This is a genomic window from Pseudomonas sp. FBCC-B545 (assembly GCF_059134095.1).
The window spans coordinates 5551501-5575973 of sequence record NZ_CP101441.1 but is presented as its reverse complement, the minus strand read 5'-3'; the positions used below and the strand labels follow the sequence as shown (position 1 = coordinate 5575973).

20 protein-coding genes are annotated in these 24473 nt (G+C 61.8%); 7 read left to right on the top strand and 13 right to left on the bottom strand.

Annotated features, from left to right (window positions below):
• Window positions 1-31 precede the first annotated feature (31 nt).
• From cobG to NMB39_RS25740, 5 genes are all read left to right on the top strand, one after another.
• Entirely contained in the window at window positions 32-1378 is a 1347-nt protein-coding gene (gene cobG / locus NMB39_RS25760) for a precorrin-3B synthase (protein ID WP_057023372.1), read from the top strand.
• The gene (locus tag NMB39_RS25755) at window positions 1371-1997 is read left to right on the top strand and encodes a precorrin-8X methylmutase (protein ID WP_494339897.1); all 627 of its coding nucleotides are present in this window, start codon (window positions 1371-1373) and stop codon (window positions 1995-1997) included. The genes cobG and NMB39_RS25755 overlap by 8 nt, the downstream gene beginning before the upstream one ends.
• Window positions 1997-2728, top strand: coding sequence for a precorrin-2 C(20)-methyltransferase (locus tag NMB39_RS25750; RefSeq protein WP_057010792.1), 732 nt, complete (start codon window positions 1997-1999; stop codon window positions 2726-2728). Before NMB39_RS25755 ends, NMB39_RS25750 begins: the two co-directional genes overlap by 1 nt.
• Window positions 2728-4365: a precorrin-3B C(17)-methyltransferase gene (gene cobJ, locus NMB39_RS25745; protein WP_464005899.1), complete on the top strand. Its 1638-nt coding sequence runs from the start codon at window positions 2728-2730 to the stop codon at window positions 4363-4365. The genes NMB39_RS25750 and cobJ overlap by 1 nt, the downstream gene beginning before the upstream one ends.
• Before the next feature lie 236 nt (window positions 4366-4601).
• Window positions 4602-5381, top strand: coding sequence for a hypothetical protein (locus tag NMB39_RS25740; protein WP_464005898.1), 780 nt, complete (start codon window positions 4602-4604; stop codon window positions 5379-5381).
• Here NMB39_RS25740 and NMB39_RS25735 read toward each other — a convergent pair.
• From NMB39_RS25735 to NMB39_RS25675, 13 genes are all read right to left on the bottom strand, one after another.
• Window positions 5378-5974, bottom strand: coding sequence for a MarC family protein (locus tag NMB39_RS25735; RefSeq protein WP_003171467.1), 597 nt, complete (start codon window positions 5972-5974; stop codon window positions 5378-5380). The genes NMB39_RS25740 and NMB39_RS25735 overlap by 4 nt on opposite strands.
• A 163-nt stretch (window positions 5975-6137) precedes the next feature.
• Window positions 6138-8909, bottom strand: a complete 2772-nt coding sequence (locus tag NMB39_RS25730; protein WP_057023368.1) for a hybrid sensor histidine kinase/response regulator — start codon at window positions 8907-8909, stop codon at window positions 6138-6140.
• Between the two features lie 117 nt (window positions 8910-9026).
• The gene (purD, locus tag NMB39_RS25725) at window positions 9027-10319 is read right to left on the bottom strand and encodes a phosphoribosylamine--glycine ligase (RefSeq protein WP_057023367.1); all 1293 of its coding nucleotides are present in this window, start codon (window positions 10317-10319) and stop codon (window positions 9027-9029) included.
• 158 nt (window positions 10320-10477) lie between these two features.
• On the bottom strand, window positions 10478-12085 hold the full coding sequence (purH, locus tag NMB39_RS25720; RefSeq protein WP_057010798.1) for a bifunctional phosphoribosylaminoimidazolecarboxamide formyltransferase/IMP cyclohydrolase: 1608 nt from the start codon (window positions 12083-12085) through the stop codon (window positions 10478-10480).
• Window positions 12086-12166: 81 nt separating this feature from the next.
• Complete coding sequence (gene fis, locus NMB39_RS25715; protein ID WP_043049474.1) at window positions 12167-12487, bottom strand: DNA-binding transcriptional regulator Fis; 321 nt, start codon at window positions 12485-12487, stop codon at window positions 12167-12169.
• A complete protein-coding gene (gene dusB, locus NMB39_RS25710) occupies window positions 12484-13497 on the bottom strand; it encodes a tRNA dihydrouridine synthase DusB (protein WP_494339898.1) in 1014 nt (337 codons plus the stop codon). Before dusB ends, fis begins: the two co-directional genes overlap by 4 nt.
• A gap of 185 nt (window positions 13498-13682) precedes the next feature.
• Window positions 13683-14948 (bottom strand): DUF3426 domain-containing protein, encoded by a 1266-nt coding sequence (locus tag NMB39_RS25705; protein ID WP_057023365.1) that lies wholly within the window; start codon window positions 14946-14948, stop codon window positions 13683-13685.
• 30 nt (window positions 14949-14978) lie between these two features.
• Entirely contained in the window at window positions 14979-15857 is an 879-nt protein-coding gene (gene prmA, locus NMB39_RS25700) for a 50S ribosomal protein L11 methyltransferase (protein WP_057023364.1), read from the bottom strand.
• A 272-nt stretch (window positions 15858-16129) separates the two neighbouring features.
• Window positions 16130-17491, bottom strand: a complete 1362-nt coding sequence (accC, locus tag NMB39_RS25695) for an acetyl-CoA carboxylase biotin carboxylase subunit (protein WP_046070717.1) — start codon at window positions 17489-17491, stop codon at window positions 16130-16132.
• A 17-nt stretch (window positions 17492-17508) separates the two neighbouring features.
• Window positions 17509-17973 carry an acetyl-CoA carboxylase biotin carboxyl carrier protein gene (gene accB / locus NMB39_RS25690; protein WP_056847064.1) on the bottom strand — a complete coding sequence of 155 codons (465 nt, stop codon included), beginning with the start codon at window positions 17971-17973 and terminating at the stop codon, window positions 17509-17511.
• Between the two features lie 24 nt (window positions 17974-17997).
• Complete coding sequence (aroQ, locus tag NMB39_RS25685) at window positions 17998-18453, bottom strand: type II 3-dehydroquinate dehydratase (protein WP_057023362.1); 456 nt, start codon at window positions 18451-18453, stop codon at window positions 17998-18000.
• 297 nt (window positions 18454-18750) lie between these two features.
• Window positions 18751-20712, bottom strand: coding sequence for a methyl-accepting chemotaxis protein (locus tag NMB39_RS25680; RefSeq protein WP_494339899.1), 1962 nt, complete (start codon window positions 20710-20712; stop codon window positions 18751-18753).
• Between the two features lie 53 nt (window positions 20713-20765).
• Window positions 20766-22436: a diguanylate cyclase gene (locus NMB39_RS25675; RefSeq protein WP_464005895.1), complete on the bottom strand. Its 1671-nt coding sequence runs from the start codon at window positions 22434-22436 to the stop codon at window positions 20766-20768.
• A gap of 299 nt (window positions 22437-22735) precedes the next feature.
• On the opposite strand from NMB39_RS25675, the gene NMB39_RS25670 reads away from it, so the two are divergent.
• Both NMB39_RS25670 and NMB39_RS25665 read left to right on the top strand, forming a co-directional pair.
• A complete protein-coding gene (locus NMB39_RS25670) occupies window positions 22736-23803 on the top strand; it encodes a DUF2333 family protein (RefSeq protein ID WP_046070722.1) in 1068 nt (355 codons plus the stop codon).
• 2 nt (window positions 23804-23805) lie between these two features.
• On the top strand, window positions 23806-24342 hold the full coding sequence (locus NMB39_RS25665; protein WP_057023359.1) for an NUDIX hydrolase: 537 nt from the start codon (window positions 23806-23808) through the stop codon (window positions 24340-24342).
• The last annotated feature ends 131 nt before the right edge of the window (window positions 24343-24473 follow it).

The following is a 24473-nucleotide window of genomic DNA, read 5'->3' as shown; positions in this document are numbered from 1 at the left end:
CCTTGAACGACATCCGACGGGCAGGCTTTTCATGCCGCCGGACAAAGCAGGCATAATACCGCGCCTTTACCCGTCAACCGGTAGCCCCGTGAACCCAACGCCCGCTGTGAATACCTTGCGCCCCTCGGCATGTCCGGGGTTGCTGCGTATTGTCCAGGCGCTGGACGGCGGTATTTGCCGGATCAAATTGGCCGGTGGTTCGATCAGTGCCGCCCAGGCCCATGCCGTGGCGGACGCAGCCCAGGCCTATGCGGGCGGAGTGATCGAGGCGACCAACCGCGCCAACCTGCAGATCCGCGGCATCGGCGCCGAGCAGCAGGCCCTGATCGCCATGTTGCTGGCGGCCGACCTTGGGCCGAGCAACGCCGCGGGTGACGACGTACGCAACCTGATGCTCAGTCCCAGCGCCGGTATCGACCCGCTGATGCTGTTCGATACCCGCCCGTTGGCCGCGCAGATCCTCGCCACCTTGCAAACCCATCCGCGCTTTCATCAACTGTCGGCCAAGTTCGCCGTACAGCTCGATGGTGGCGAAGCCCTGGCGATGCTTGAACATCACCATGACCTGTGGCTTTCGGCGTTCGTGCGCGATGGCCAGACGCTGTTGGCATTCGGCTTGGCTGGCTGCCCGGGGCTGGATGCGCCCGTGGCGGCGGTGCCGTTGGACCAGGGCCATGCCTTGGTGGTGGCGGTGCTGGAAGCCTTTCTCGACCTGGCGACGCCCGAGCAAACGCGCATGCGCCATCTGGCTGTGGATAACGTAGTGAGCCGCCTGGGCCTGTCGCTGCTGCCGGCGGAGGACTTCCAGCGCCCGGCCAGTGGCGCGCTGCTGCATCTGGGAAGTTATCCACAGGCGCAGAAAAACCAGTTCTACGTCGCGGCCGTCGCACCATTGGGCCGCCTGGATCCGCTGATGCTCAAGGGCGTCGCGCAGCTGGCCAGCGAGTACGGCGACGGAACGTTGCGTTTCACGCCCTGGCAAGGGGTGTTGCTACCCAATATCGAACGCCCTGTCGCGGTGGCCGAACGCTTGGCGCAGTTGGGCTTTCTCTGCTCTATCGACCAACCCCTGGCCCGCATGATCGCCTGTACCGGTTCCAGCGGCTGCGGCAAAGGCCTGGCCGATACCAAGGTCGATGCGGTGCAACTGGCGGCCCTGCAACCCGGCGTCGAGGTGCATCTGTCCGGCTGCCCGCGCTCCTGCGCCGCGGCGCACACCGCATCGGTCACTTTGCTGGCGGTGGGCCCCGGCCACTACGACCTCTATTTTCGCGACGCAGCCCAACCCGGTTTCGGCCGGCTGCACGCGCGCACTCTTTCCATTGAAGCGGCGGGCGCCTTGCTGCGCGCTCGCCCACGGAGCAACACCGATGATTGATTACATCCGCGACGGTCAGGAGATCTATCGCAACTCCTTCGCCATTATTCGCGCGGAAGCCAAGTTGGAGCGCATTCCGGCTGACTTGGAAAAACTCGCGGTGCGGGTGATTCATGCGTGCGGCATGGTCGAGGCTATCGATTGCCTGCAATTCTCCGCAGGCGCAGGCAAAGCCGGGCGCGATGCATTGGCCGCTGGCGCACCGATTCTGTGTGATGCGCGGATGGTGTCCGAAGGCGTGACCCGTGCGCGCCTGCCAGCCAATAACGAGGTGATCTGCACCCTGCGTGACGATGGCGTGCCGGAGTTGGCACGCACACTGGGCAACACCCGCTCCGCCGCCGCCCTGGAACTGTGGCGACCGCACCTGGAAGGCAGTGTGGTGGTGATCGGCAACGCGCCGACCGCGTTGTTTTACCTGCTGGAAATGCTGGATGCCGGCGCGCCGAAACCGGCATTGATCCTGGGTTTTCCCGTGGGCTTCGTCGGTGCCGCCGAATCCAAGGCGATGCTGGCGGCGGATAGCCGTGGCGTCCCGTTCGTGATCATGCAGGGTCGCTTGGGCGGCAGTGCCATGGCCGCCGCGGCAGTCAATGCGCTCGCCACGGAGGTCGAATAATGCAGGCACGCGGACGTTTGATCGGCCTGGGGGTAGGCCCCGGCGACCCGGAACTGATTACTCTCAAGGCCCTGCGCCTGCTGCGTGAATCGCCAGTGGTGGCGTACTTCGTCGCCAAGGGCAAGAAGGGCAACGCCTTCGGCATCATCGAGGACCACTTGGTCACGCAGCAAACCCTGATGCCGCTGGTGTACCCGGTAACCACCGAAGTGCTGCCGGCGCCGTTGTCCTATGAACAGGTGATCAGCGACTTCTACGACAACGCCAGTCTCGACGTGGCGGCGCACCTGGATGCAGGACGGGATGTGGCGGTGATCTGCGAGGGCGACCCGTTCTTCTACGGCTCCTACATGTACCTGCATGATCGCCTCGCTGAGCGCTACGAAGCCCAGGTGATTCCGGGCGTGTGTTCGATGCTCGGGGGCGCTTCGGTACTCGGCGCGCCGCTGGTGTATCGCAACCAGAGCTTGTCGGTGCTCTCGGGCGTATTGCCCCATGACGACCTCAAGCGCCGCCTGGCGGATGCCGACGCCGCGGTGATCATGAAGCTGGGGCGCAACTTCCCGAAGGTGCGCCAGGTGTTGGAAGAACTGGGCCTGGCCGGGCGTGCGCTGTATGTGGAGCGCGCCACCATGGCCAACCAGAAGATCGTGCCGCTGGATCAGGTCGATCCGGCGTCCTCGCCGTATTTCTCGCTGATCATCGTGCCCGGTGAAAGGTGGCAAGGTTGATGACTCCGGCGATTGTGATTCTGGGCCAAGGCAGCCTGGCGACGGCGCGCAAGATCCAGCAGGTGTACCCCGGCGCATTGATCCATGGCCTGGCCACACGGGTCGAGGGTGCTGACCAGAGCTACAGCGAGTTCGGCGCGACGTTGCGCCAGCTCTACCAACTGGGCACGCCGCTGATTGCGTTGTGCGCCGCCGGCATTGTGATCCGCACCCTCGCGCCGCTGCTGCTGGAAAAGGGCGAGGAACCCGCCGTGCTGGCCGTGGCTGAAGATGGCAGCGCCGTGGTGCCGCTGCTCGGTGGCCTGGGTGGCGTGAACGTGATGGCGCGGGATATTGCTGCGGCACTGGGTGTATCCGCCGCAATCACCACCAGTGGCGAGCTGCGTTTCGGCACTTGCCTGCTCAACCCGCCGGTCGGTTACCAACTGGCCGACATTGAGTTGGGCAAGCGTTTTGTTTCGGACTTGCTGGCCGGCGAAAGCGTGCGCATCGAAGGCGTGGCGCCATGGCTGGACCAGGCCAACCTGCCACAGGACCGACAGGCGCGCCTGGCGATTCATGTAGGCAATGCCGAACGCATCCCGGCGGCCAATGAGCTGCTGATTTATCCGCGCAATGTCTACGTGACCTGCGAGCCCGGCGTGCAGTTGGCTGAGCGTGTGCGCACGGCGTTGCATGAGGCGGGGATCGCTGTGCAAGCCCTGGCCTGCCTGTTGGCCAGTGACCTGCACATGGCCGATGCCTCATTGCATGAGGCCGCGTTGGCGTTGGGTGTGCCGCTGCGCTTTGCCCAGGTGACGCCCGTTGCGGATATCAGCATTACCGTGGCCGAGCAGCCCTTGGATCTGTCACAAGTGGGGCGCCCCCGTGGCCGTCTCGCAGTGATCGGCCTGGGCCCTGGCGCCGCCGAGCTGATGGTGCCGGCGGTCAAGGCCGAACTGGCGCGTTGCACCGACGTGCTGGGTTACGAAACCTACGTGCGCATGGCCGGGCCGTTCCGTGATGATCAGGTGCAACACTGCACTGACAATCGCGAAGAAATGCAGCGTGCGCGCCACGCCTTCGAGCTGGCTTCGCAGGGGCGTTCAGTGGTGGTGGTGTCGTCCGGCGACCCGGGCGTGTTCGCCATGGCCGCTGCGGTGATCGAGGCGCTGCACGAATCCGGCGACCCGGCCTGGCATCAGGTCGACCTGGAAATCCTGCCGGGGGTTTCTGCCTCCCTGGCCACCGCCGCCCAGGCCGGCGCTCCGCTGGGCCACGACTTCTGCGTGATGTCGCTATCGGACAACCTCAAGCCCTGGTCGATCATTGAAAAACGCCTGGACCTCGCGTCCCAGGCTGACCTGGCCCTGGCGTTCTACAACCCGATCTCGCGCTCGCGGCCCTGGCAACTGGGGCGTGCCCTGGAGATCGTCGCGCTGCATCGCACACCGCAAACCCCAGTGGTGCTGGGCCGCGACATCGGACGCCCCGGCCAGACGCTGCGCGTCACCACATTGGGGCAACTGACGCCCGAGCAGGTGGACATGCGCACCATGGTTCTGGTCGGCTCGTCCACTACCTGCACATTCCCGCGTGCCGGTGGCGGTAAGTGGGTGTATACACCGCGCTGGTACGGCGAAAAACCCGTCAGCTGAAAACGCTCCATTGGCTGCCGGAAAGCTCCGAATGACCCAGGGATTTACCTGGTGTTGTCCGGAGCTTTTTCTTTTTTATGCGATGAAAACCGCAAGTCCCGTGCCCGCGCCCTGCCATTGCTGGGGGACGGTTTTTGGTGGGTGCGGCCAAGGAATGTTTGTCCCATGGAAAACCCTCCCTGCACTGGACTAGGGTGCAAGTAAGCCCCATGTGGGGTGCTTGTGGAGAACTGGAAATGGAGCGACGTCACAGAAGGATCAACAGTAAAAAAAGGCGCAAATTGATCGCTGCCTATAAGCTGCCGGGAGCCCCTGGCAAGCAGGTCGCTTCAAGATTGGATCGCGAGGACGACTGCAATGCGGCGGTGGTCAACAACAGCGTGATTTCCTTCGCCGAGGGGCTGTCTGCGCTGAACCGCGAGTACATTCGCAAAAGCTACCTTCTGGCCAGCAGTTATGTGAGCGATGTGTTGAGGGTCCAACGGGGGACCGAGGCGTGGTACGACGAATTTATCAAGGTCATGATCAGTCTGGGTTGGTTGCCGGTGCGCAGTCGTTTTGAGCGGGTCTCGCGTGCGGGCAAGGGCCTGACGGTGCAACTGGCGGCCCTGAATATCATCGCTGCGATGCTGGCGTCGACGTCGCTGTCGGGGCCATTGGTCAGCGCCTTGCCGAAGTTGGCTGCGGATGCACTGGAAGCGTTGAAGCAGCGGCCGGCGTGTTTCGATCTGTTCAAGCGCAACACGACGGTGCAGCAGGGCGGCGATTTCGGCCTGGCTTCCTGCGCCGAAAACGACGGTGAACTGATGATGGTGCTGGTGACCTACAGCACCCACGGCGTGGACAAACACCTGGGCATGCCCTTCCTGGAATGGGACAGCTCTTCGTTCGAGGCTTTCAGCGGGCAGACCTGCCTGGTGCTGAATACCTCGGTGGTCAATGAAAAAACCATCCAGCTGATGCGTGAAAGCGCCGGCGACAAGGTGCAGCTGGCCATTGCCAAGTACCGGATCTAAGGCACCAGGTAGCCGCGCACACCGGTAAAGATGATTTGCGCGGCCAGGGCGCAGACGAACAAACCCATCAAGCGGCTGACAATCTGCAAGCCCTGGTCGCCGAGAATGCGTTCGATACGGTTGGACAGGTACAGCACCACGCCCACCGTGAGGCTGGCCAGGGCAATGCTGAGAATGGCGGTGAGCTTGTCATCCCAGTGCGGTTGGCTGACGCCCATCACCAGCAATGCGCCAATCGTACCGGGGCCGACGGTGAGGGGGATGGTCAGCGGCACGATGGTCACATCCTGCTGCACGTTGTCGGTCTGCACCGCCGACTTGCCTTGGGCCATGCCCAGGGCGGAAATGAACAACACACTGCCGGCGCCGATCCGGAATGCGTCCACGGTAATGCCGAACACACTGAAAATCACCCGACCGAACAGGTAGAGCAGCACGCTCGATACCAGGGTCGCCAGGGCCACCTTCCAGGCCAGGCGCCGACGCTCCTTGCTGGAATAACCACGGGTCAGGCTGATAAAGCAGGACAGCACGAAGAACGGGCTGTAGAGCACCAGCATCTTCAGGTAAACGCTGAATAACACATGGAGCATGGGGGTGGCTCGCGGGCGGTGGAAGTGTGGGCAGTCTATCAGGCGGCAGAGATCAAATGTGGGAGGGGGCTTGCCCTCGATAGCGGTGTGTCAGTAACAAATATGCTGACTGACCCACTGCTATCGGGAGCAAGCCCCCTCCCACATTTGATCGCATTTCAAATTATGAGGACGCATGTTCCGGGCGCTGTTGGCGCTGCGCTACCCAATAGTCCACCAGCTCACGCAACTGCGACAACTCCACCGGCTTGGCCATATGCCCGTCCATGCCGGCCTGGCGCGCGCGTTCCTTGTGTTCCGAGAGGATATGCGCGGTGAGCGCCACCACTGGCGTACGTACGCGTTGGTGGCTGACTTCCCACGCCCGCAGTTGCTGCGTGGCAGAGAAACCATCAAGGATCGGCATCTCACAGTCCATCAACACCAGGTCATAACGCCGGGCTTTCATCGCTTCGAGCGCTTCTTCGCCATTGCTGGCGGTGTCCGGGTTGAGGTTGAGCTTGCCGAGCATGCCGCGTATCACTTTGGTGGAGATGCTGTTGTCTTCGGCCACCAGGATGCGGAAATCGCTGGGCACGCTCACGGCTGCCGGTGCGTTGGGGACCGGGCGTGGAAAGGCCGCGCCTTTGCTGCGCTGGGTCAGTTCGTCGGCCAGGGTGGTCTTGAGGGTATAACCGGCCACCGGCTTGGCGAGGATGCGCTTGATCCCGCAATTACGCGCAATGATCTTGCTCGGTGCGTTACTGATGCCGGTGAGCATGATCAGCAGGATGTCATGGTTCAGGCTCGGGTCTTCCTTGATCTTCGCCGCCAGTTGCATGCCGGTCATGCCGGGCATGTTCTGGTCGAGCAGCACCACGTCGAAGTAATCGCGCAGGTGCGCCTTGGTGCGCAACAGGGCCAGGGCCTCCTTGCCGGAAGGCACGGCGCTGACGTTCAGGCCCCAGGCGGTGCATTGCTGCACCAGCACTTTGCGGCAGGTGTCGTTGTCGTCCACCACCAGCACGCGTGCGTCCTTGAGTGGACCGTCGAGGTCGGAGGTCGGATGTTCCAGGCGTTCCGGGTCCAGTGGCAGGGTCAGCCACAAGGTGCTGCCCTGGTGACTGCCGCTCTTGATACCGAACTCGCCGTTCATCAACAGGATCAGTTGGCGAGCGATCACCAGACCCAGGTGGCCGCTCAAGCGCGTCGCCGAAAGGAAGTTCTTGCTGTGCAGTTCACTGTGCAGCAGGGCGTCGCGCTCGGCGGCTTCCATGGGCAGGCCGCTGTCCTGCACGGCAATGCGCAGGCGTGGCTTGGTGCTGCGCTCGTCCAGGGCGACAACGATCAGTACTTCGCCTTCATCGGTCTTGTGCAGGGCGTTTTCCAGCAGGCTCAGCAACGCTTGGCGCAGGCGCGTCGGGTCACCGCTGATCACCCGCGGCACCTGGGGCTGGATAAAGCTGATCAGCTCGACATTCTGCTGCTCGGCCTTGGCGCGGAAGATACTCAGGCAGTCGTCGATCAACGCATTGAGGTCGAACTGCACATCATCCAGTTCGATCTGGCCGGACTCGAGCTTGGAGATATCCAGGATCTCGTTGATCAGGGTGAGCAATTCGTTACCGGCGCTGTGGATGGTCTGCACGTAGTCGCGTTGCTTGACCGACAACGGCGTGCCCAGCAGCAATTCGGTCATGCCCAGCACGCCGTTCATGGGCGTGCGGATCTCGTGGCTGATCTTCGCCAGGAACTCGGCCTTGGCGGCGATCTCGGCGTTGCTGGCTGCCAGGTCGCGGCTGAGGCTGAAGCGGGTTTCGACAATCGCGCGTTGGCGCTCGCCAAGGGCCAGGCTCATTAGCAGGCCGCTGATGCAGATAAAGCCCAGCAGGGTGACGATCAAGCCTTGCGGCGCCACCAGTGTCAGGCCGAGCAGGGCGGGCAGGATGATCAGCGTGCCGATGTTGAACACCACCATCGCCGCCACGAACAGGCGCGCCGGGCGGTAGCCTTTCTGCCAGTGGTAGGCCGAGACAAACAGCATGCTCAGGCCGGCCAGCGCCACCAGGGCATAGGTGATGATGTTCAGTGGCAAGGTATTGACGAACAACAGCAGCAAGCCGCTTAGCACGATCAGCAATATGTCGGCCATCAACAGTTTGTTCAGCGGGTGCGGGCCCAGGGGCATGAAGAAGCGGTAGGCAAACATCAAGCCGCAGGGGGCGGTCAGCAGCAGGGCAAGGTATGCGCCGGGGGTCTGGATCGCATGCCAGTTCGGCAGCCATGGCCCTACCAGGTTGAGGAGCAGCGCCAGGCTGAGCATCAACAGGAGTTCACAGGCGGCCAACCACAGGCTGCTGCGCGAGCGATGGTAGGCGAAGCGCGTGAGGTTGTGCAGGATCAACATCAGCAACACGCCGAACAGCAGGCCGTAGATCAGTGTCTGGTTCTGGTTGGCGGCGGCCAGTACGGCCGGTTCCAGGGTGATGTAGGGGCGCAACTCGTGTTCCGAGACCAGCCTCAGGTACACCTCAAGGGGGCGCGGGCTCTGGGGCATCGGCAGCATGAAGTCGCTGCTGGGCAGCGGGCGATCAGCCTGGGGCTGGCGCGTGCCGGTGGTCTGTTGCTCTACCAGGGTGTCGCCGTCCAGCACATACAGGCTCAGGCTGGACAGGTCTGGCGCAAAGACCCGCAGCACTTGCTCGTGCTTGCCCGGTTGCAGCCTGAAGCGCACCCACAGCGCACCGTCCGGCTGCGCGGCAGTGATCCGGTCCAGTTCAATGGGGCTGAATTGATTGGTGTAGCGGGCAGAACGGATGTCGCTCAGTTGCAGGTCGGCCTGTTCGTCAAGCAATACTGCCCAACCACTGCCTTGCGCGGCGGCCTGGGCCGGGAACAAGCAGAGCAGGGTCAGCAGACTGACTGTAAAACCTATGGCGATCCTGAGCCAGCGCACGGCGAAATCCCTTCGTAGGTTGATTGCACGGGTTAACTATGCGCGGGGCGACATGTGTACGGCAAGGGCCAGAGGCCCTTACCTAACCGAACGGATAGCTACTTGAAGTGTAGCTGCTCAGCTGTTCTCACCACGTTCACGGGCAATGGCGCGGTAGCCAATGTCAGTGCGGTAGAAGCAGCCTTTCCAGTCGATTTTCGCGGCCAGCTTGTACGCCTGCTGTTGCGCGGCATCGACACTGGCACCCATCGCGGTGGCGCACAACACTCTGCCACCTGCGGTTACAACTTCGCCGTCCTTGAGCGCGGTGCCTGCATGGAACACTTTGCCTTCCAATTCGGCGGCCGCGTCCAGGCCTTCGATCACATCGCCCTTGGCATAATCGGCAGGGTAACCGCCGGCAGCCAGCACGATGCCGACGCTGGGACGTGGGTCCCATTGCGCTTCGACCTTGTCCAGCGCCTGGGCCAGTGCAGCTTCCACCAGCAGCACCAGGCTCGATTGCAGGCGCAGCATCACCGGTTGGGTTTCCGGATCGCCGAAGCGGCAGTTGAACTCGATGACTTTCGGGTTACCGGCTTTATCGATCATCAAGCCGGCGTAGAGGAAGCCGGTGTAGACGTTACCTTCGTCGGCCATGCCGCGCACGGTCGGCCAGATCACCAGGTCCATGACGCGTTGGTGCACTTGGCTGGTCACCACCGGCGCCGGGGAGTAAGCGCCCATGCCGCCGGTGTTCGGGCCGCTGTCGCCATTACCGACGCGCTTGTGATCCTGGCTGGTGGCCATTGGCAGCACGTTCTTGCCATCGACCATCACGATGAAACTGGCTTCTTCGCCGTCGAGGAACTCCTCGATGACCACACGGGAACCGGCGTCACCAAAGGCATTGCCTGCGAGCATGTCGCGCACGGCGTCTTCGGCTTCCTGCAGGGTCATGGCGACGATAACGCCTTTACCGGCAGCCAGGCCATCGGCCTTGATCACAATCGGCGCGCCTTTTTCACGCAGGTAAGCCAGGGCCGGCTCGATCTCGGTGAAGTTCTGGTAGTCAGCGGTGGGGATCTTGTGACGCGCCAGGAAGTCCTTGGTGAAGGCTTTCGAGCCTTCCAGCTGGGCGGCACCGGCAGTGGGGCCGAAACAATCCAGGCCACGACTGCGGAACAGGTCGACGACGCCGGCCACCAATGGCACTTCCGGGCCGACGATAGTCAGGGAAACGTTCTTCTCGGCAAAGTCTGCCAGTTGCTCCAGGGCCAATACGTCGATGGCGACGTTTTCGCACTTGGCTTCGATGGCGGTGCCGGCGTTCCCGGGGGCGACGAAGACTTTCTGGACCCGTGGGTCCTGGGCAACTTTCCAGGCCAGGGCGTGTTCACGGCCACCGCTGCCAATGATCAAAACATTCATTTCAAAAACCTCGGATGACGCAAATTCTGTGAGGCGCCGCAAGTGCGCTTTATGTGGGAGGGGGCTTGCTCCCGATGGCGGTATTTCAGCAGGCTGATTATTTGACTGAGACACCGCTATCGGGGGCAAGCCCCCTCCCACATTACGATCGAGTTGGATCAGTGGCGGAAGTGGCGCATGCCGGTGAAGACCATGGCGATACCCGCTTCATCAGCCGCTGCAATCACCTCGGCATCACGCATCGAACCACCCGGTTGGATCACGGCGGTCACGCCAGCTTTTGCGGCATTGTCCAAACCATCGCGAAACGGGAAGAACGCATCGGAAGCCATGACCGACCCCACCACCTGCAAACCGGCGTGTTCAGCCTTGATCGCGGCGATACGCGCCGAGTTCACGCGGCTCATCTGACCGGCACCGACACCGATGGTCTGGCGGTTCTTGGCGTAGACGATGGCGTTGGACTTGACGTACTTGGCCACTTTCCAGGCGAAGATCAGGTCGTTGATCTCTTGCTCGGTCGGCGCGCGCTTGGTGACCACTTTCAGGTCCTGGCTGCCAATCATGCCGATGTCGCGGCTCTGTACCAGCAGGCCGCCGTTGACGCGCTTGTAGTCCCAGGCAGCGGCCCGCTCGGCCGACCACTCGCCGCAGGCCAGCAGGCGCACATTGGCCTTGGCGGCGACGATGGCGCGGGCTTCTTCACTGACACTTGGGGCGATGATCACTTCGACGAACTGGCGCTCGACGATGGCCTTGGCGGTCTCGGCGTCCAGCTCGCGGTTGAAGGCGATGATGCCGCCGAACGCAGATTCGGTGTCGGTGGCGTAGGCCAGTTCATACGCCTGGCGGATACCGCCTTCAGCGTCCGGGCTCACGGCTACGCCGCACGGGTTGGCGTGCTTGACGATCACGCAGGCCGGCTTGACGAAGCTCTTCACGCATTCCAACGCAGCGTCGGTGTCGGCCACGTTGTTGTAGGAAAGCTCTTTGCCTTGCAACTGGGTTGCAGTGGCGATGCCCACTTCGGCAGGCTTGGCTTCCACGTAGAACGCCGCGCTCTGGTGCGGGTTCTCGCCGTAGCGCATTTCCTGGGCCTTGATGAACTGGCTGTTGAAGGTGCGCGGGAACTGGCTGCGATCTTCTGTGCTCAGGGTGTCAGCGGCCTGGTTCACGGTGCCCATGTAGTTGGCGATCATGCCGTCGTAGGCGGCGGTGTGTTCGAACGCCTTGAGCATCAGGTCGAAGCGCTGGGCGTAGGTCAGGCCACCGGCCTTCAGGCTTTGCAGGACTTGGGCGTAGTCGCCGGCGTTGACCACGATGGCCACGTCCTTGTGGTTCTTGGCGGCCGAGCGAACCATGGTCGGGCCACCGATATCGATGTTTTCGATGGCGGTCGGCAGGTCGCAGCCTGGCTTGTTGATGGTGGCTTCGAACGGGTAGAGGTTGACGGCCACCAGGTCGATCGGCTTGATGCCGTGCTCGTTCATGATGGCGTCGTCGATGCCGCGACGGCCGAGGATACCGCCGTGAATTTTCGGGTGCAGGGTCTTGACGCGACCGTCCATCATTTCTGCGAAACCGGTGTAGTCCGCCACTTCTACTGCGGCCACGCCGTTGTCCTGCAGCAGTTTGAAGGTCCCGCCCGTGGAGAGGATTTCCACGCCCAGGGCTTCCAGCTCCCGGGCAAATTCGAGGATCCCGGTCTTGTCGGAAACACTGATCAAGGCGCGGCGGATCGGCAGGCGGGTAGTCTGGTCGGTCATTTCAATTTCCATCAAAAGCAAAGGAGTCAGCAAAAAAGGCGACCGGTTTTACGCGGGCGCCTTTCTGGTTTGATTGAATGCTTACAGCAAATCGTACTGCTTGAGCTTTTTGCGCAAGGTGCCACGGTTGAGGCCCAGCAGCTCACTGGCTTTGGTCTGGTTGCCCTTGACGTAGTTCATCACGCTTTCGAGCAAGGGTGCCTCGACTTCGGAGAGCACCAGGTTGTACACGTCCGTGACGGAAGCGCCCTCAAGGTGGGCGAAATAATTGTGCAGCGCCTTCTCGACACTCCCGCGAAGGGTCTGGCCTTCTTCGCTCGGCGTATTGAGGTGCTGTTTCAAATTGACGTTGTCGCTCACGGGTGTTGTTCCACTCACTAAAGTCTCGGTCATCGTCGTCATGCGGCCACCCCTTGTCCATCCCCTGTTCCCAGGCTCTTGTCACGTTCGGCAAAGAACTCACGAACGGTGGCGACCTGTGCCTGCGTTTCATCCAAACGATTGAACTGGGCGCGGAACTCCTTGGCGCCCGGCAAGGTGGCGAGATACCAGCCGACATGCTTGCGAGCAATGCGTACCCCCATCACATCCCCATAGAAGGCGTGCAGGGCGGCCAGATGCTCTAGCAGAATATGTTCCACCTCGTTCAGTCCCGGTGCCGGCAATACTTCGCCGGTACGCAGGAAATGCTCGATCTCACGAAAAATCCACGGCCGCCCCTGGGTGGCCCGGCCAATCAACAAACCATCGGCGCCGGTCGCGTGCAGTACGCGTCGGGCTTTCTCGGCGGAGTCGATGTCGCCATTGGCAAATACCGGCATCGACACGGCCTGCTTGATCGCGGCAATGGTGTCGTACTCGGCTTCACCGGTGTAAAGGTCGGCGCGGGTGCGGCCATGCACCGCCAGCGCTGTAATACCTGCCTGTTCAGCGATCTTCGCCACTGTCAGGCCATTCTTGTTGTCCCGGTCCCAACCGGTACGAATCTTCAGGGTCACCGGCACATCCACTGCGGCGACAACGGCCTGCAGGATCTCGGCGACCAACTGCTCATCCTTCAACAAGGCGGAACCGGCGGCCTTGTTGCAGACCTTCTTGGCCGGGCAGCCCATGTTGATATCAATAATTTGCGCACCCAACTCGACATTGGCCCGGGCAGCCTCCGCCAGCATCTGCGCGTCACCCCCGGCGATCTGCACCGAGCGTGGCTCGGGATCTCCTTCGTGGATCATGCGCATCCGCGACTTGCGGGTGTTCCACAGACTCATGTCGCTGGTAACCATTTCAGAGACTACTAGACCCGCGCCCAAACGTTTGCACAGCTGACGAAAGGGCTGGTCGGTGACGCCCGCCATCGGGGCGAGGATCAAGCCGTTCTGCAATGTGTATGGGCCGATGCGTACCGCCGACATAGGACTTCCCTGTTGTGGGGCCGGATCATTAGAGTTCGAAAAAGGGTTGGCATGATACCCGCTCTCGATGACTGGTTAAAGGCTGAATTGGATAAAATCTGAACAGTTGCTTTTTTATTACCATCGGTTTGGTCGATGGCGGAGAAGTCAATAATCCGCCGTCAAACCTCGACATATGCGCCGGTTCACTCGGGCGAATGGAAGCTCAGGCTGTAGTTCACGGCCTTGTTACCTGGGTCAAGTATGTCCAGGGAGATGTGGATCGGCGTCTGCGAAGGCATTTCGCTGACACCGGCCAACTCACCGCTGAGGTATTCGGCAGGTTTGAAGCGACGACTGGCAATCAGGCTGCCGTTCAAGTCTGCAAAGCGTAGTTCCAGCAGTGGGAAGGGCTGGGAAAAGGTCGCACGGTTATAGATGATCGCATCCACCACCAGCGCCCCGGCGAACTCCGGATGGCTGCGTACCACCAGGTTGCTGCTCTTGATATGGGCAATATCGACCCGCGATGGCACGGTACAGCCCAGTTTCGGGCACAGTTCCTGGAACCACGGGCGGTAGGCGTCCTGGCGGGCCAGGTCGTCGAATTGGTAGGCGATGTACTGGCCTGCCAGGCCTGCGGCGGCGAGCACTACCAGCAGTATCCAGATCAGACGGCGGCCCCAGCCCGACGGACGTTTCTGCGCATACAAGTGCAGCGGATCGTCTTCCAGGTCCTGGAGCAGGTCGTCGTGTAGGGCAACTTCTGGGCGCGGGCGTTTGCGGCGTGACTGTGGGCGCTCGTCGGATTCAGGCTCACCCCTCATGTCGGTGACAGGCGTCAACGGCGGGTCGAGGTCGTCCTCGCCAGGGGAGGCATCCAGCAGCGGCTGGTCATCGAGGTCGTCGGCATGGACCGACATGGACGGTTCTGTGCGCTGTTTGGACGCAGGTGCCCTGGTCGGCTCTGACAGGTCCTCAGGTACCTGGGCGCGCTCCTCGGGTGGTTCGCTGAACAGGCTGGCGGCCCATTTTTCTTCTTCGGCCTTGACCGTGTCGCGGCTGGCACTGAAGGACTCTTCCTTTTGCCGACGCTCGGCGCCTGGTTGGCGATGTTCCGCACCCAATGCCTGGGTGTGCTGGGTCTCGCGACGCTCCAGCTTGGCCAGTTCCTGGTCAAGATCCAGGTTATCCAGGTCCAGCGCTTGGGCCGTCCATTGTTTCTGGCTGATTGCCCGCGTTGGCTCGGGTGTCGCTTCGACAGTCGATCTATCGGCTGGCTCGTCGCCAGCCGGCAGCTCCGGTTGCGGTGCAGGCGCATGGGCGCGTTGCTCCAGCAACTGGCGAGCGGCGTTGAACACTTGCAGGCACGAGCCGCAGCGCACCACGCCACGGGCCACGCTCAACTGGGCATGGTTGACGCGGAAACGGGCTTGGCAGTGCGGGCACTGGGTGACGAAGCTATCGGTCATGCGGTCATCCGATTCAGGCAAGCGCTCATTCTAGCGCCGACGACCACTGATGCGTACCCAGCCGTCACGGTTGGCGATCGGGTCCAATTCGAAGTTCTGGGCGTAGGCTGCGGCGACGTCTTCACCTTGTTCGGCGAGGATACCCGACAGCGCCAGGCGGCCGCCGGGCTTGACCAGGCTGGACAATTGCGGCGCCAGGGCAACCAATGGCCCGGCGAGGATATTGGCAACCAGCACATCGGCCTGTACCTGCGGCAGATCTTCCGGCAGGTAGAGTGGGAATTTGCCTTCGGGGATGTGGTTGCGCCCGGCGTTATCGCGGGAGGCTTCCAGGGCCTGCACGTCGATGTCGGTGCCCACGGCTTCCTTGGCGCCCAGCAGCAGGGCGGCGATCGCCAGGATGCCCGAGCCACAGCCGAAATCCAGCACGTTGCAGTCGGTCAGGTCCTGGCCGTCCAGCCATTCCAGGCACAGGGCGGTGGTGGGGTGGGTGCCGGTGCCGAATGCCAGGCCCGGATCCAGCAGCAGGTTGACCGCCTCGGGTTCAGGAGCGGCATGCCAGCTCGGTACGATCCACAGGCGCTGACCAAAACGCATGGGCTGGAAATTATCCATCCAGCTGCGTTCCCAGTCCTGGTCTTCGATCACTTCGCTGTGATGCTCTGGCAGCGGCGCGCCGGTGAGCAGCTCCATATGGGCCAGGACGCTGGCGGCCTCGGTGCCGTCTTCGAACAGGGCCAGCAAATGGGTGTGGGACCACAGCGGCGTGGTGTTGAGTTCAGGTTCGAAGATCGGCTGGTCTTCGGCGTCCATGAAGGTCACCGATACGGCGCCCACTTCGAGGAACGCGTCTTCGTAGGTTTCGGCTTGTTCTGGGCTGATGGCGAGACGGACTTGCAGCCAAGGCATGGCGGGCACCTTTGAAAAAATGAATGTGCAGCGAGTAGGCCGCGAAAGCGCGCAAGTTTACGCGAGCGGACGGCAGAAGACGACATTACTGAATGAGCGCGGACCAAATGTGGGAGGGGGCTTGCTCCCGATAACGGTGGATCAGTTACAGATACTGAGGCTGACACACTGCAATCGGGAGCAAGCCCCCACATTTGGACAGTGTCCATCCTGGAAAACAGGTGTGCAGAAACAACAAAACCGCCCGAAGGCGGCTTTGTTGGGTGGAGCACTTACTGGTTGGCCAGCTTGTGTTCCAGGTAGTGGATGTTTACACCACCTTCGCAGAAGCCTTCATCGCGAACCAGGTCCCGGTGCAGCGGGATGTTGGTCTTGATGCCGTCGACCACGATTTCGTCCAGGGCGTTGCGCATACGGGCCATGGCCTCGTCGCGGGTGGCGCCCCAGGTGATCAGCTTGCCGATCAGCGAGTCGTAGTTGGACGGAACCTTGTAGCCGCTGTACAGGTGCGAATCCACACGTACGCCGTTGCCGCCTGGGGCATGGAAATGCTTGACCAGGCCAGGGCTTGGGATAAAGGTTTTCGGGTCTTCGGCGTTGATCCGGCACTCCAGGGAGTGGCCGTGCATCTTCACGTCGTCCTGGGTGAAGGACAGCACGTTACCGGCGGCGATGCTCAGCATCTCCTTGACGATGTCGATACCGGTGACCATCTCCGATACCGGGTGCTCTACCTGCACACGAGTGTTCATCTCGATGAAGTAGAAACGACCGTTCTCGTAAAGGAACTCGAAGGTACCGGCGCCACGGTAGTTGATGTCGATGCACGCCTTGACGCAGCGTGCCAGGACTTCCTGGCGGGCTTTTTCGTCGAGGCCCGGTGCCGGGGCTTCTTCCAATACCTTTTGGTGACGACGTTGCAGCGAGCAATCGCGGTCGCCCAGGTGGATGGCGTGGCCCTGGCCGTCGGACAGTACCTGGACTTCCACGTGACGTGGGTTGGTCAGGTATTTTTCCAGGTAGACCATCGGGTTGCCGAACCAGGCGCCCGCTTCAGAGCGGGTCTGCTTGGCGGCTTCGATCAGGTCTTCTTCCTTGTGCACCACGCGCATGCCGCGACCACCGCCGCCGCCAGCGGCCTTGATGATCACCGGATAACCGACTTCGCGACCAATGCGCAGGGCAGTTGCCTCGTCTTCCGGCAGCGGGCCGTCCGAGCCTGGAACGGTTGGCACGCCGGCCGCGATCATGGCGTCCTTGGCCGACACCTTGTCGCCCATCAGGCGAATGGTTTCGGCTTTCGGGCCGATGAAGGCAAACCCGGATTTTTCCACCTGTTCGGCGAAATCGGCGTTTTCCGCGAGGAAGCCGTAGCCCGGGTGGATGCCATCGGCGCCGGTCACTTCGGCCGCGGCGATGATGTTCGAGACCTTCAGGTACGAGTTCGCGGCCAGTGGCGGGCCGATGCAGATGCTTTCGTCCGCCAGTTTCACGTGCATCAATTCGGTATCGGCCGTCGAGTAAACAGCGACGGTCTTGATGCCCTCTTCCTTACAGGCGCGCAGGATACGCAGCGCGATCTCGCCGCGGTTGGCGATCAGGACTTTTTGCAGTTTCTTCGCAGGTTTCAACATCGAAGGTGCTCCGCGGTTCAAACGATGGTGAACAGCGGCTGGTCGTACTCAACCGGCTGACCGTTTTCCACCAGGATGGATTCGATGACGCCGGCTTTTTCGGCCGTGATGTGGTTCATCATCTTCATCGCTTCAACGATGCAGATGGTGTCGCCCACTTTCACGGTCTTGCCCACTTCAACGAAGGCTGGCGAGGTCGGTGCCGGGGTGCGGTAGAACGTACCGACCATGGGCGACTTGACCACGAAACCGTTCAGCGCAGGTGCGGCCGGAGCGGCAGGTGCAGCAGCGGCGGGTGCGGCGGCAGCAGGGGCGGCAGCGGCTGGAGCAGGTGCTTGCATCTGTGGCGCGTAGAACTGTTGGGCCGGGGTCTTGCTGTGACGGCTGATCCGTACGGACTCTTCGCCTTCCTTGATTTCCAGCTCGTCGATACCGGATTCTTCCAGCAGTTCGATCAGTTTCTTAACTTTACGGATATCCATGAATCATCAACTCCCAAGGGTCGGTCAGGGGCGCTTGGCCTGTTCTTCAAGCTGTTCCAGGGCGGCCTCCAGGGCCAGTCGGTAACCGCTGGCGCCAAGGCCGCAGATCACTCCTACCGCTACGTCGGAGAAGTAAGAGTGATGGCGGAAAGTTTCGCGTTTGTGCACGTTGGACAAATGCACTTCGATGAATGGGATGCTCACCGCCAGCAACGCGTCACGTAATGCAACGCTTGTGTGTGTAAAAGCGGCGGGATTGATCAGAATAAAGTCCACACCTTCGCCACGCGCGGCATGGATGCGATCAATCAATTCGTACTCGGCGTTGCTTTGCAGGTAGAGCAGATGGTGGCCGGCAACACGGGCCCTTTTTTCCAGGTCAAGGTTGATCTGGTCGAGGGTCACTGCCCCGTAGACGCCCGGTTCACGGGTGCCGAGCAGGTTCAGGTTGGGTCCGTGAAGAACCAGTAGGGTCGCCATCGGCTGTTCCTTGTTATGGGTATGGGTGCGGCAGAACCCGGCGACTATGCCGCAAAGCCTTTGTGACTGTCCAGTTCTATGCAGTAGGCGGCACGATTAGCGAGGATTGCGCAAAGTATGTGACCAAGTGGCGTGGTCTGGTCATTGGCAACACGATCCATAAAACACTGGAGGGCAAATGTGGGAGGGGGCTTGCCCCCGATAGCGGTGGATCAGCTCCAGATACTGAGCCTGACACACTGCTATCGGGGGCAAGCCCCCTCCCACATTTTGATCTCCACAGTGTGATAGATCGTGCTAAACGCGGAATGCCTGCACAGCTGTGTTGAGCTTCCCACCCAGCACCAGCAGGTGTTCACCCTGGCTACGCCCCTGGCCGATACGCAGCAGGTTGTCCTCACCCAACTGGTGAATCCGCTCACTGTTATCGCGAATCTCACTCACGGCCCCACTCTGCTGCGCGGTCACATCGGCGATGCGCACCGCAGTCTCGGAAATCGTCTGGATCGCCCCGACGATTTCATCCAGCGCGCCATCCGCCGCCTGGGCTTGCTGGGCGGTGGCTTCGGCGTGTTCGACCTGGGCACGCATGCCTTGCACCGATTGATGGGCGGCGGTTTGCAGGCCGGCGATCAGGCCCTGGATTTCGGCGGTGGCGCCGGCGGTGCGTTGGGCCAGCGAGCGGACCTCGTCGGCCACCACGGCGAAACCACGCCCGGCTTCACCGGCACGGGCGGCTTCGATGGCGGCGTTGAGGGCCAGCAGGTTGGTCTGGTCGGCAATCGAGCGAATCACCGTAAGCACACCGCCGATGGTGGCGGATTCTTCTGCGAGTTTCTCGATCATCTGCGCATTTTGCTGCACTTCACCCACCAGGGCATGCAGCCCGGTCAGGCTCAGGCCGATCACCCGCTGGCCTTGCTCCACCGCCTGGCCGGCGCTGCGACTGGCGCCGGCGGCCTGGCTGGCATCACCGGCTACCTGCTGGATGGTGGCTTCCAGTTCGCCCAGGGAATCACGGATCTGCGCGGTGTCGCCGGCCTGTCGCTCGGCGCCGTCGTGCAAGCCGCTGCTCAGTTCAGCCAGGGCGCGGCTGCTGCCGGCGACTTCTTCGGCGTTGCCACGAATGGTGCCCACCAGGTCCACCAGGTAGGCGCGCAAACGGTTGAGGGAGGCTTGGATAGCGTGCAGTTCGCGGTTGGTCCTGCCCAAGGCAATGGGCTGGCTGAAGTCGCCTTCGGCCCAGGTGGACAAGGCCGGTGCCAGGTTGGTCAGTACCCGAGCCAGGCGGCGTTGCAGGGTGTCGATCAGCAGGGCGATCAGCAGGATCAGGCCAATCATCACGCCTTGGATGACGCGTACTTCGCCCTGGATCCTGGCGTGTTGCGCGCGCACCACCGGCTCCAGGCCGGCGATGGCTTGCTGCACGCTGGCGATTTTCAGCTGGGTGCCGGCGGCGAGGTCGGCGCGTTGCTGGATCTGCTCTCGGGTGCGCTTGAGTTCGGCGGGGTAACGGGTCAGTAGGCTATTGAGTTCGCGCTTGAGATCGACGCCAGTATCTTGTACTTCGGTTTTTTCGGTGTTTTCCAGGCCCATCAGTGCAGAGAAATCGTCGGTGTTGGATTCGGCGCTGGCCTTTACCCCAAGCAACGGCAATTGCCCCAGCAGCTCAGCCTGGGTACGCATATTGGCGATCTCTCGCTCCACCTCATCGGCCAACTCGGCGCGGCCACTGCTCACCAGCTTGTCCCGCGCCAGGGACAGCTTGCCCAGATGCTGCGAGGCGGCGAGCAGCGCTGGCAGGTAGCGGGCCGCATCGGCGCTATTGACGCCGCTGGCGTATTGGCTCAGTTGCTCCAGGTTTGCCCCCAGTTCGCGTTCTGCCTGCAACAGCAGCGCTTGCGGGTCGCCGGCCAGTTTGCCGGCGGCCAGAAGGTCAGTCTTGCTGAAGGTTTCCAGGTCCGCCAGGCTGGGGCGCAGGGGTTGCGCCAGCACGGCCGGCAGCTCGGCGAGTTGCTGCAACAGGCTTTCCAGGCTCTGGCTGGCAGCGCTCAGGCGCAGGGCATCGCCGCTGGCCAGGTAGTCGTCGATATTACGTGCTGCCTGGTTTTGAAACACCTGGGACAGGCCCAGGTAGCGCTCCATCAATAAATACGGACGCTCCAGCGCCCGTTGCGACCACCAAAGCGTCGCGCCGAGGGCCAGGCAAACGGCCACCAGCAGAAGGGTATTGAGATTGGTCAGCAGCTTGAGGCGCATGCAGGGTTTCAACCGACGGCAAAAGATAAGTGCCTGAAGTTATTGCGCCTGCGTTACAGAGTTATGACCGATTCGGTGGATTCTGGTGAAAAGATGGCACTTTGCTTTGATGTGCGAGCCGCTTGTACACGGTTGCGCCCGGCGCCCTTGGCGCGGTACAGCGCTTCATCGGCCTGAGCGGCCATCATCAGGCTGTCGGAGTCGTCGCACAGCTCCACCAGGCCGGCGCTGAAGGTGCACCACAAATCCTGGGGTTGGGCGGGGTAGTGGATTTCTGCAAAGCGCCCGCGGATGTCGTCCAACACCTTGCAGGCCGATTCCAGGTCGGTGTCGGGCATGACGATGGCGAATTCTTCACCGCCATAACGGCCTATATAGTCAGTCTTGCGCAGACGCTGCTTGAGAAACAGCGCCAGGCTCTTGATCACGCGATCGCCCATGGGGTGACCGTGGCTGTCATTGACCCGCTTGAAGTGGTCGATATCCAGCATGGCAAAGCTCAGCGGCTTGTTTTCGCGGCGGGCGCGGAAGCTACAGTCTTCGAGCAATTGCAGGATATGCGTATGGTTGTATAGCCCGGTCAGGCTGTCGCGCACCATCCGTGCTTTCAAGTTGCGCGCCCGCGCTGCGCGGTTGCGCACGGTGGTGATCAGGTGGCGCGGCTTGATCGGCTTGGTGAGGAAGTCGTCGCCGCCTTCACTCATCGCGTCCAGTTGTTTATCCAGGTCGTCTTCGGCCGACAGGTAGATGATCGGCACGCTGACATAGCGGTCGTTATGGCGGATCACCTTGGCCAGTTCGGTGCCAGTACAGGCAGGCATATACATGTCGAGGATGATCAGGTCGGGCTGGAAATCCGCCAGCTCGGCCATGGCCTGGATCGGTTCGATCAAGGTGCGGGTGACAATGCCGGCGCTGTTGAGCAAGCGTTCTGTATGCAGCGCCTGGGCCCGCGAGTCATCAATGATCAGCACCTTGTACGGCTCGTACTGGGCAATGCACGTGAGCACTTCGATCTTTTCCAGCAGGCTGGAGGCTTCCAGGGTGCCGGTGAGGAACTCCTCGCCGCCAGCGCGCACGGCGGCCAGGCGTGTCGGGGTGTCGGTTTCGTGCAGGCTGAAAAACAGCAGCGGCAGCTTTTGTTCCAAGCCCTCCTGGGCTTCGGCCGCGAGCTTGAGGCCCAGGCCAGTGCCGCAGAAGTCCACATCCATGACAATCGCCGACGGCAGGCGCTCGGCCATGGACGCGCGAAAGGCCGCGACACTGTCCAGGGACTGGGCGCTCATGCCAAAGAATTCCAGCTGCTTGGCCAGGCGCTCGGCGCGATCATGGTCAGCGAGCATCACGTAGATGGGCTTGCGCATCGGCGGCAGGAAGGTTTGCTCAAGTTGATCGCCCTGGCGCAGGCCGGTGCGCGACAAACGTTGCATCAAGCGGTTGAGCTCGGTAATCAACTGGCTGCTCAGGCGGCCGCGGTTTTCGTCCACGGCCTGCAGGGATTCACCGATATGCCGGGCCAGTTGGCTGTGTTCCGGCTGTTCGAAACGCTCGGCAAAGCGCAGCAGGCGCAGGTTGGCTTCGCTGAGCTCGGAGAAATCGGCGTTGGACCATTCGCTGCGCTGCAGGCGCTGCCAGATCTCAAGAATTTGACGTGCCTGATGAATTACCCGCTGGGCAAAATGCTGCTTGAGACGCTCGCGGCTGGGGTCTTCTGGCTCGGTCATATCCTGACTACTGTGAGGGTGCATGCTGAGGTCGACTGATGGCTCTATGCTAGCACCTCTTGTCTGTTGCAATGAGTGTCATACGTCAATTAAGTCCGCATGTGTGACATTCAGTTATCGACCCGCTGGTCGCGCAGCGTAAAAGACGTGCATCCTTTATAGTCCAATTGCCGTTGCGCGCCACTTTCGCGGAAAAGCCCCGCACCGATGGGCACGATGGGGTAGGGTTGTGGTCGGAGTGTCTGAACGCACCCGGACAATTGACGTGCATGAACTCAAGTGATTGAAAGGATATCGCCATGCTGGACTGGAAAAACCGTGCAGGCAGTGCCAAAGGCCCCGCCCCTGAGCCCAAGTCGGCCAACCGCAGCTATTTTCGCAACCTGCTGATGAGCCGAGCCTTGCTCAGCGTGATCTGCTTGTACCTGCTGGTCACCGGTGGCCTGGGTTGGTACTGGAGCCAGGAGCCGGCGCTGTTCCCGGTCCAGCAAAACGCCCAGCTTGCCGCCGAGAAGGAAGGCAAGCAGATGGTGGTGGGCTACACCACCGTCGAGACCCTCAAGACCGTGGTCGGCACTCTGCTGAACAAGCCTGGCGGCTACATTTCCAATGATCGTTTCCCACCTGGCCTGTGGATGGACAACATGCCGAGCTGGGAATATGGCGTGCTGGTGCAGGTCCGTGACCTGACCCGTGCCCTGCGTAAAGATTTTGCCCGCTCACAGTCGCAGTCGGCTGAAGACGCCGATCTGGCCAAGGCCGAGCCGCGCTTCAACTTCGATAACAAGAGCTGGGTGCTGCCATCCAGTGAGTCGGAATACCAGGAAGGCATCAACTCCCTGAGCCGCTACGAAGCGCGCCTGTCTGACCCGAACCAGCGCGGCGCGCTGTTTTATGCGCGTGCCGACAACCTGAACAACTGGTTGGGCGATGTCGCCACCCGTTTGGGCTCGTTGTCCCAGCGCCTGTCGGCCAGCGTGGGTCGAGTCAAGCTGAACACCGCGCTGAAAACCGAGGCGCTGGCGCCGGGCGAAGTGCCCCAGGTCGATGAGGAAGTGGTGGAAACCCCATGGATGCAGATCGACAACGTATTCTACGAAGCCCGTGGCCAGGCGTGGGCCCTGTCCCATCTGCTGCGCGCCATCGAAGTCGACTTTGCTGACGTGCTGGCCAAGAAAAATGCCACCGTCAGCGTGCGCCAGATCATTCGTGAGCTGGAGGCCTCGCAGGAACCGGTTTGGAGCCCTATGATTCTCAATGGCAGTGGCTTCGGTGTACTGGCGAACCATTCGCTGGTGATGGCCAACTACATTTCCCGGGCAAACGCTGCAGTGATCGATTTGCGTCAGCTCCTCAACCAGGGTTGATGATGGACGCTTCCTCCAGGGAAGCCGCACACCGTGCGGCTTCCGACGCTGAACTGATCTGCTGGGTCGACGAGCAGGACAATCTGCTTGGCCAGCGCGTCAGGTCTGACCTTCGTAAGCTCGGCCTGATCGGCCGTTGCACCTTTATTTTTCTGTTCAATTCCAAGGGCGAGCTGTGCGTGCATCGGCGCACCTTGAGCAAGGCGTTGTATCCTGGGTTCTGGGATACGGCGGCGGGCGGCATGGTGGCGGCCGGTGAGTCTTACGCGTTGTCGGCAGCCCGCGAGCTGGAAGAAGAGCTGGGTGTCAGCGGTGTGCCATTGATCGAGCATGACCATTTCTACTTCGAAGATGGTGACAGCCGGCTGTGGTGCAAATCTTACTCCGCGGTGTGGGATGGGCCCCTGCGGCTGCAGCCCGAAGAGGTGATGGAAGCACGGTTTTTAACCATCGAAACCATCCAGCAGGAGGCCGCACAAAAGCCCTACTGCCCGGACGCCCAAGAAGGTCTGCGGCGCTATCTGGCCTCGCGTCGCTAAAGTTGCATAAATTGGCGCCATTTGGCTCTTAGCAACCGGGCTTTTTGTCGTTACACTGCGCGCCTTTTCACCCGAACCATTTTGCGGTTCGGTAGCGCTGCCCCTGCCAGAGTGGGGCTTCGCGGTCGGTC

Bases quoted from the DNA above. Each gene is read 5' to 3' on its own strand.
- cobG (WP_057023372.1), top strand. From the start codon at position 32: ATGCCGCCGGACAAAGCAGGCATAATACCGCGCCTTTACCCGTCAACC.
- NMB39_RS25755 (WP_494339897.1), top strand. From the start codon at position 1,371: ATGATTGATTACATCCGCGACGGTCAGGAGATCTATCGCAACTCCTTC.
- NMB39_RS25750 (WP_057010792.1), top strand. From the start codon at position 1,997: ATGCAGGCACGCGGACGTTTGATCGGCCTGGGGGTAGGCCCCGGCGAC.
- cobJ (WP_464005899.1), top strand. From the start codon at position 2,728: ATGACTCCGGCGATTGTGATTCTGGGCCAAGGCAGCCTGGCGACGGCG.
- NMB39_RS25740 (WP_464005898.1), top strand. From the start codon at position 4,602: ATGGAGCGACGTCACAGAAGGATCAACAGTAAAAAAAGGCGCAAATTG.
- NMB39_RS25735 (WP_003171467.1), bottom strand. From the start codon at position 5,974: ATGCTCCATGTGTTATTCAGCGTTTACCTGAAGATGCTGGTGCTCTAC.
- purD (WP_057023367.1), bottom strand. From the start codon at position 10,319: ATGAATGTTTTGATCATTGGCAGCGGTGGCCGTGAACACGCCCTGGCC.
- purH (WP_057010798.1), bottom strand. From the start codon at position 12,085: ATGACCGACCAGACTACCCGCCTGCCGATCCGCCGCGCCTTGATCAGT.
- fis (WP_043049474.1), bottom strand. From the start codon at position 12,487: ATGACGACGATGACCGAGACTTTAGTGAGTGGAACAACACCCGTGAGC.
- dusB (WP_494339898.1), bottom strand. From the start codon at position 13,497: ATGTCGGCGGTACGCATCGGCCCATACACATTGCAGAACGGCTTGATC.
- NMB39_RS25705 (WP_057023365.1), bottom strand. From the start codon at position 14,948: ATGACCGATAGCTTCGTCACCCAGTGCCCGCACTGCCAAGCCCGTTTC.
- prmA (WP_057023364.1), bottom strand. From the start codon at position 15,857: ATGCCTTGGCTGCAAGTCCGTCTCGCCATCAGCCCAGAACAAGCCGAA.
- accC (WP_046070717.1), bottom strand. From the start codon at position 17,491: ATGTTGAAACCTGCGAAGAAACTGCAAAAAGTCCTGATCGCCAACCGC.
- accB (WP_056847064.1), bottom strand. From the start codon at position 17,973: ATGGATATCCGTAAAGTTAAGAAACTGATCGAACTGCTGGAAGAATCC.
- aroQ (WP_057023362.1), bottom strand. From the start codon at position 18,453: ATGGCGACCCTACTGGTTCTTCACGGACCCAACCTGAACCTGCTCGGC.
- NMB39_RS25680 (WP_494339899.1), bottom strand. From the start codon at position 20,712: ATGCGCCTCAAGCTGCTGACCAATCTCAATACCCTTCTGCTGGTGGCC.
- NMB39_RS25675 (WP_464005895.1), bottom strand. From the start codon at position 22,436: ATGACCGAGCCAGAAGACCCCAGCCGCGAGCGTCTCAAGCAGCATTTT.
- NMB39_RS25670 (WP_046070722.1), top strand. From the start codon at position 22,736: ATGCTGGACTGGAAAAACCGTGCAGGCAGTGCCAAAGGCCCCGCCCCT.
- NMB39_RS25665 (WP_057023359.1), top strand. From the start codon at position 23,806: ATGGACGCTTCCTCCAGGGAAGCCGCACACCGTGCGGCTTCCGACGCT.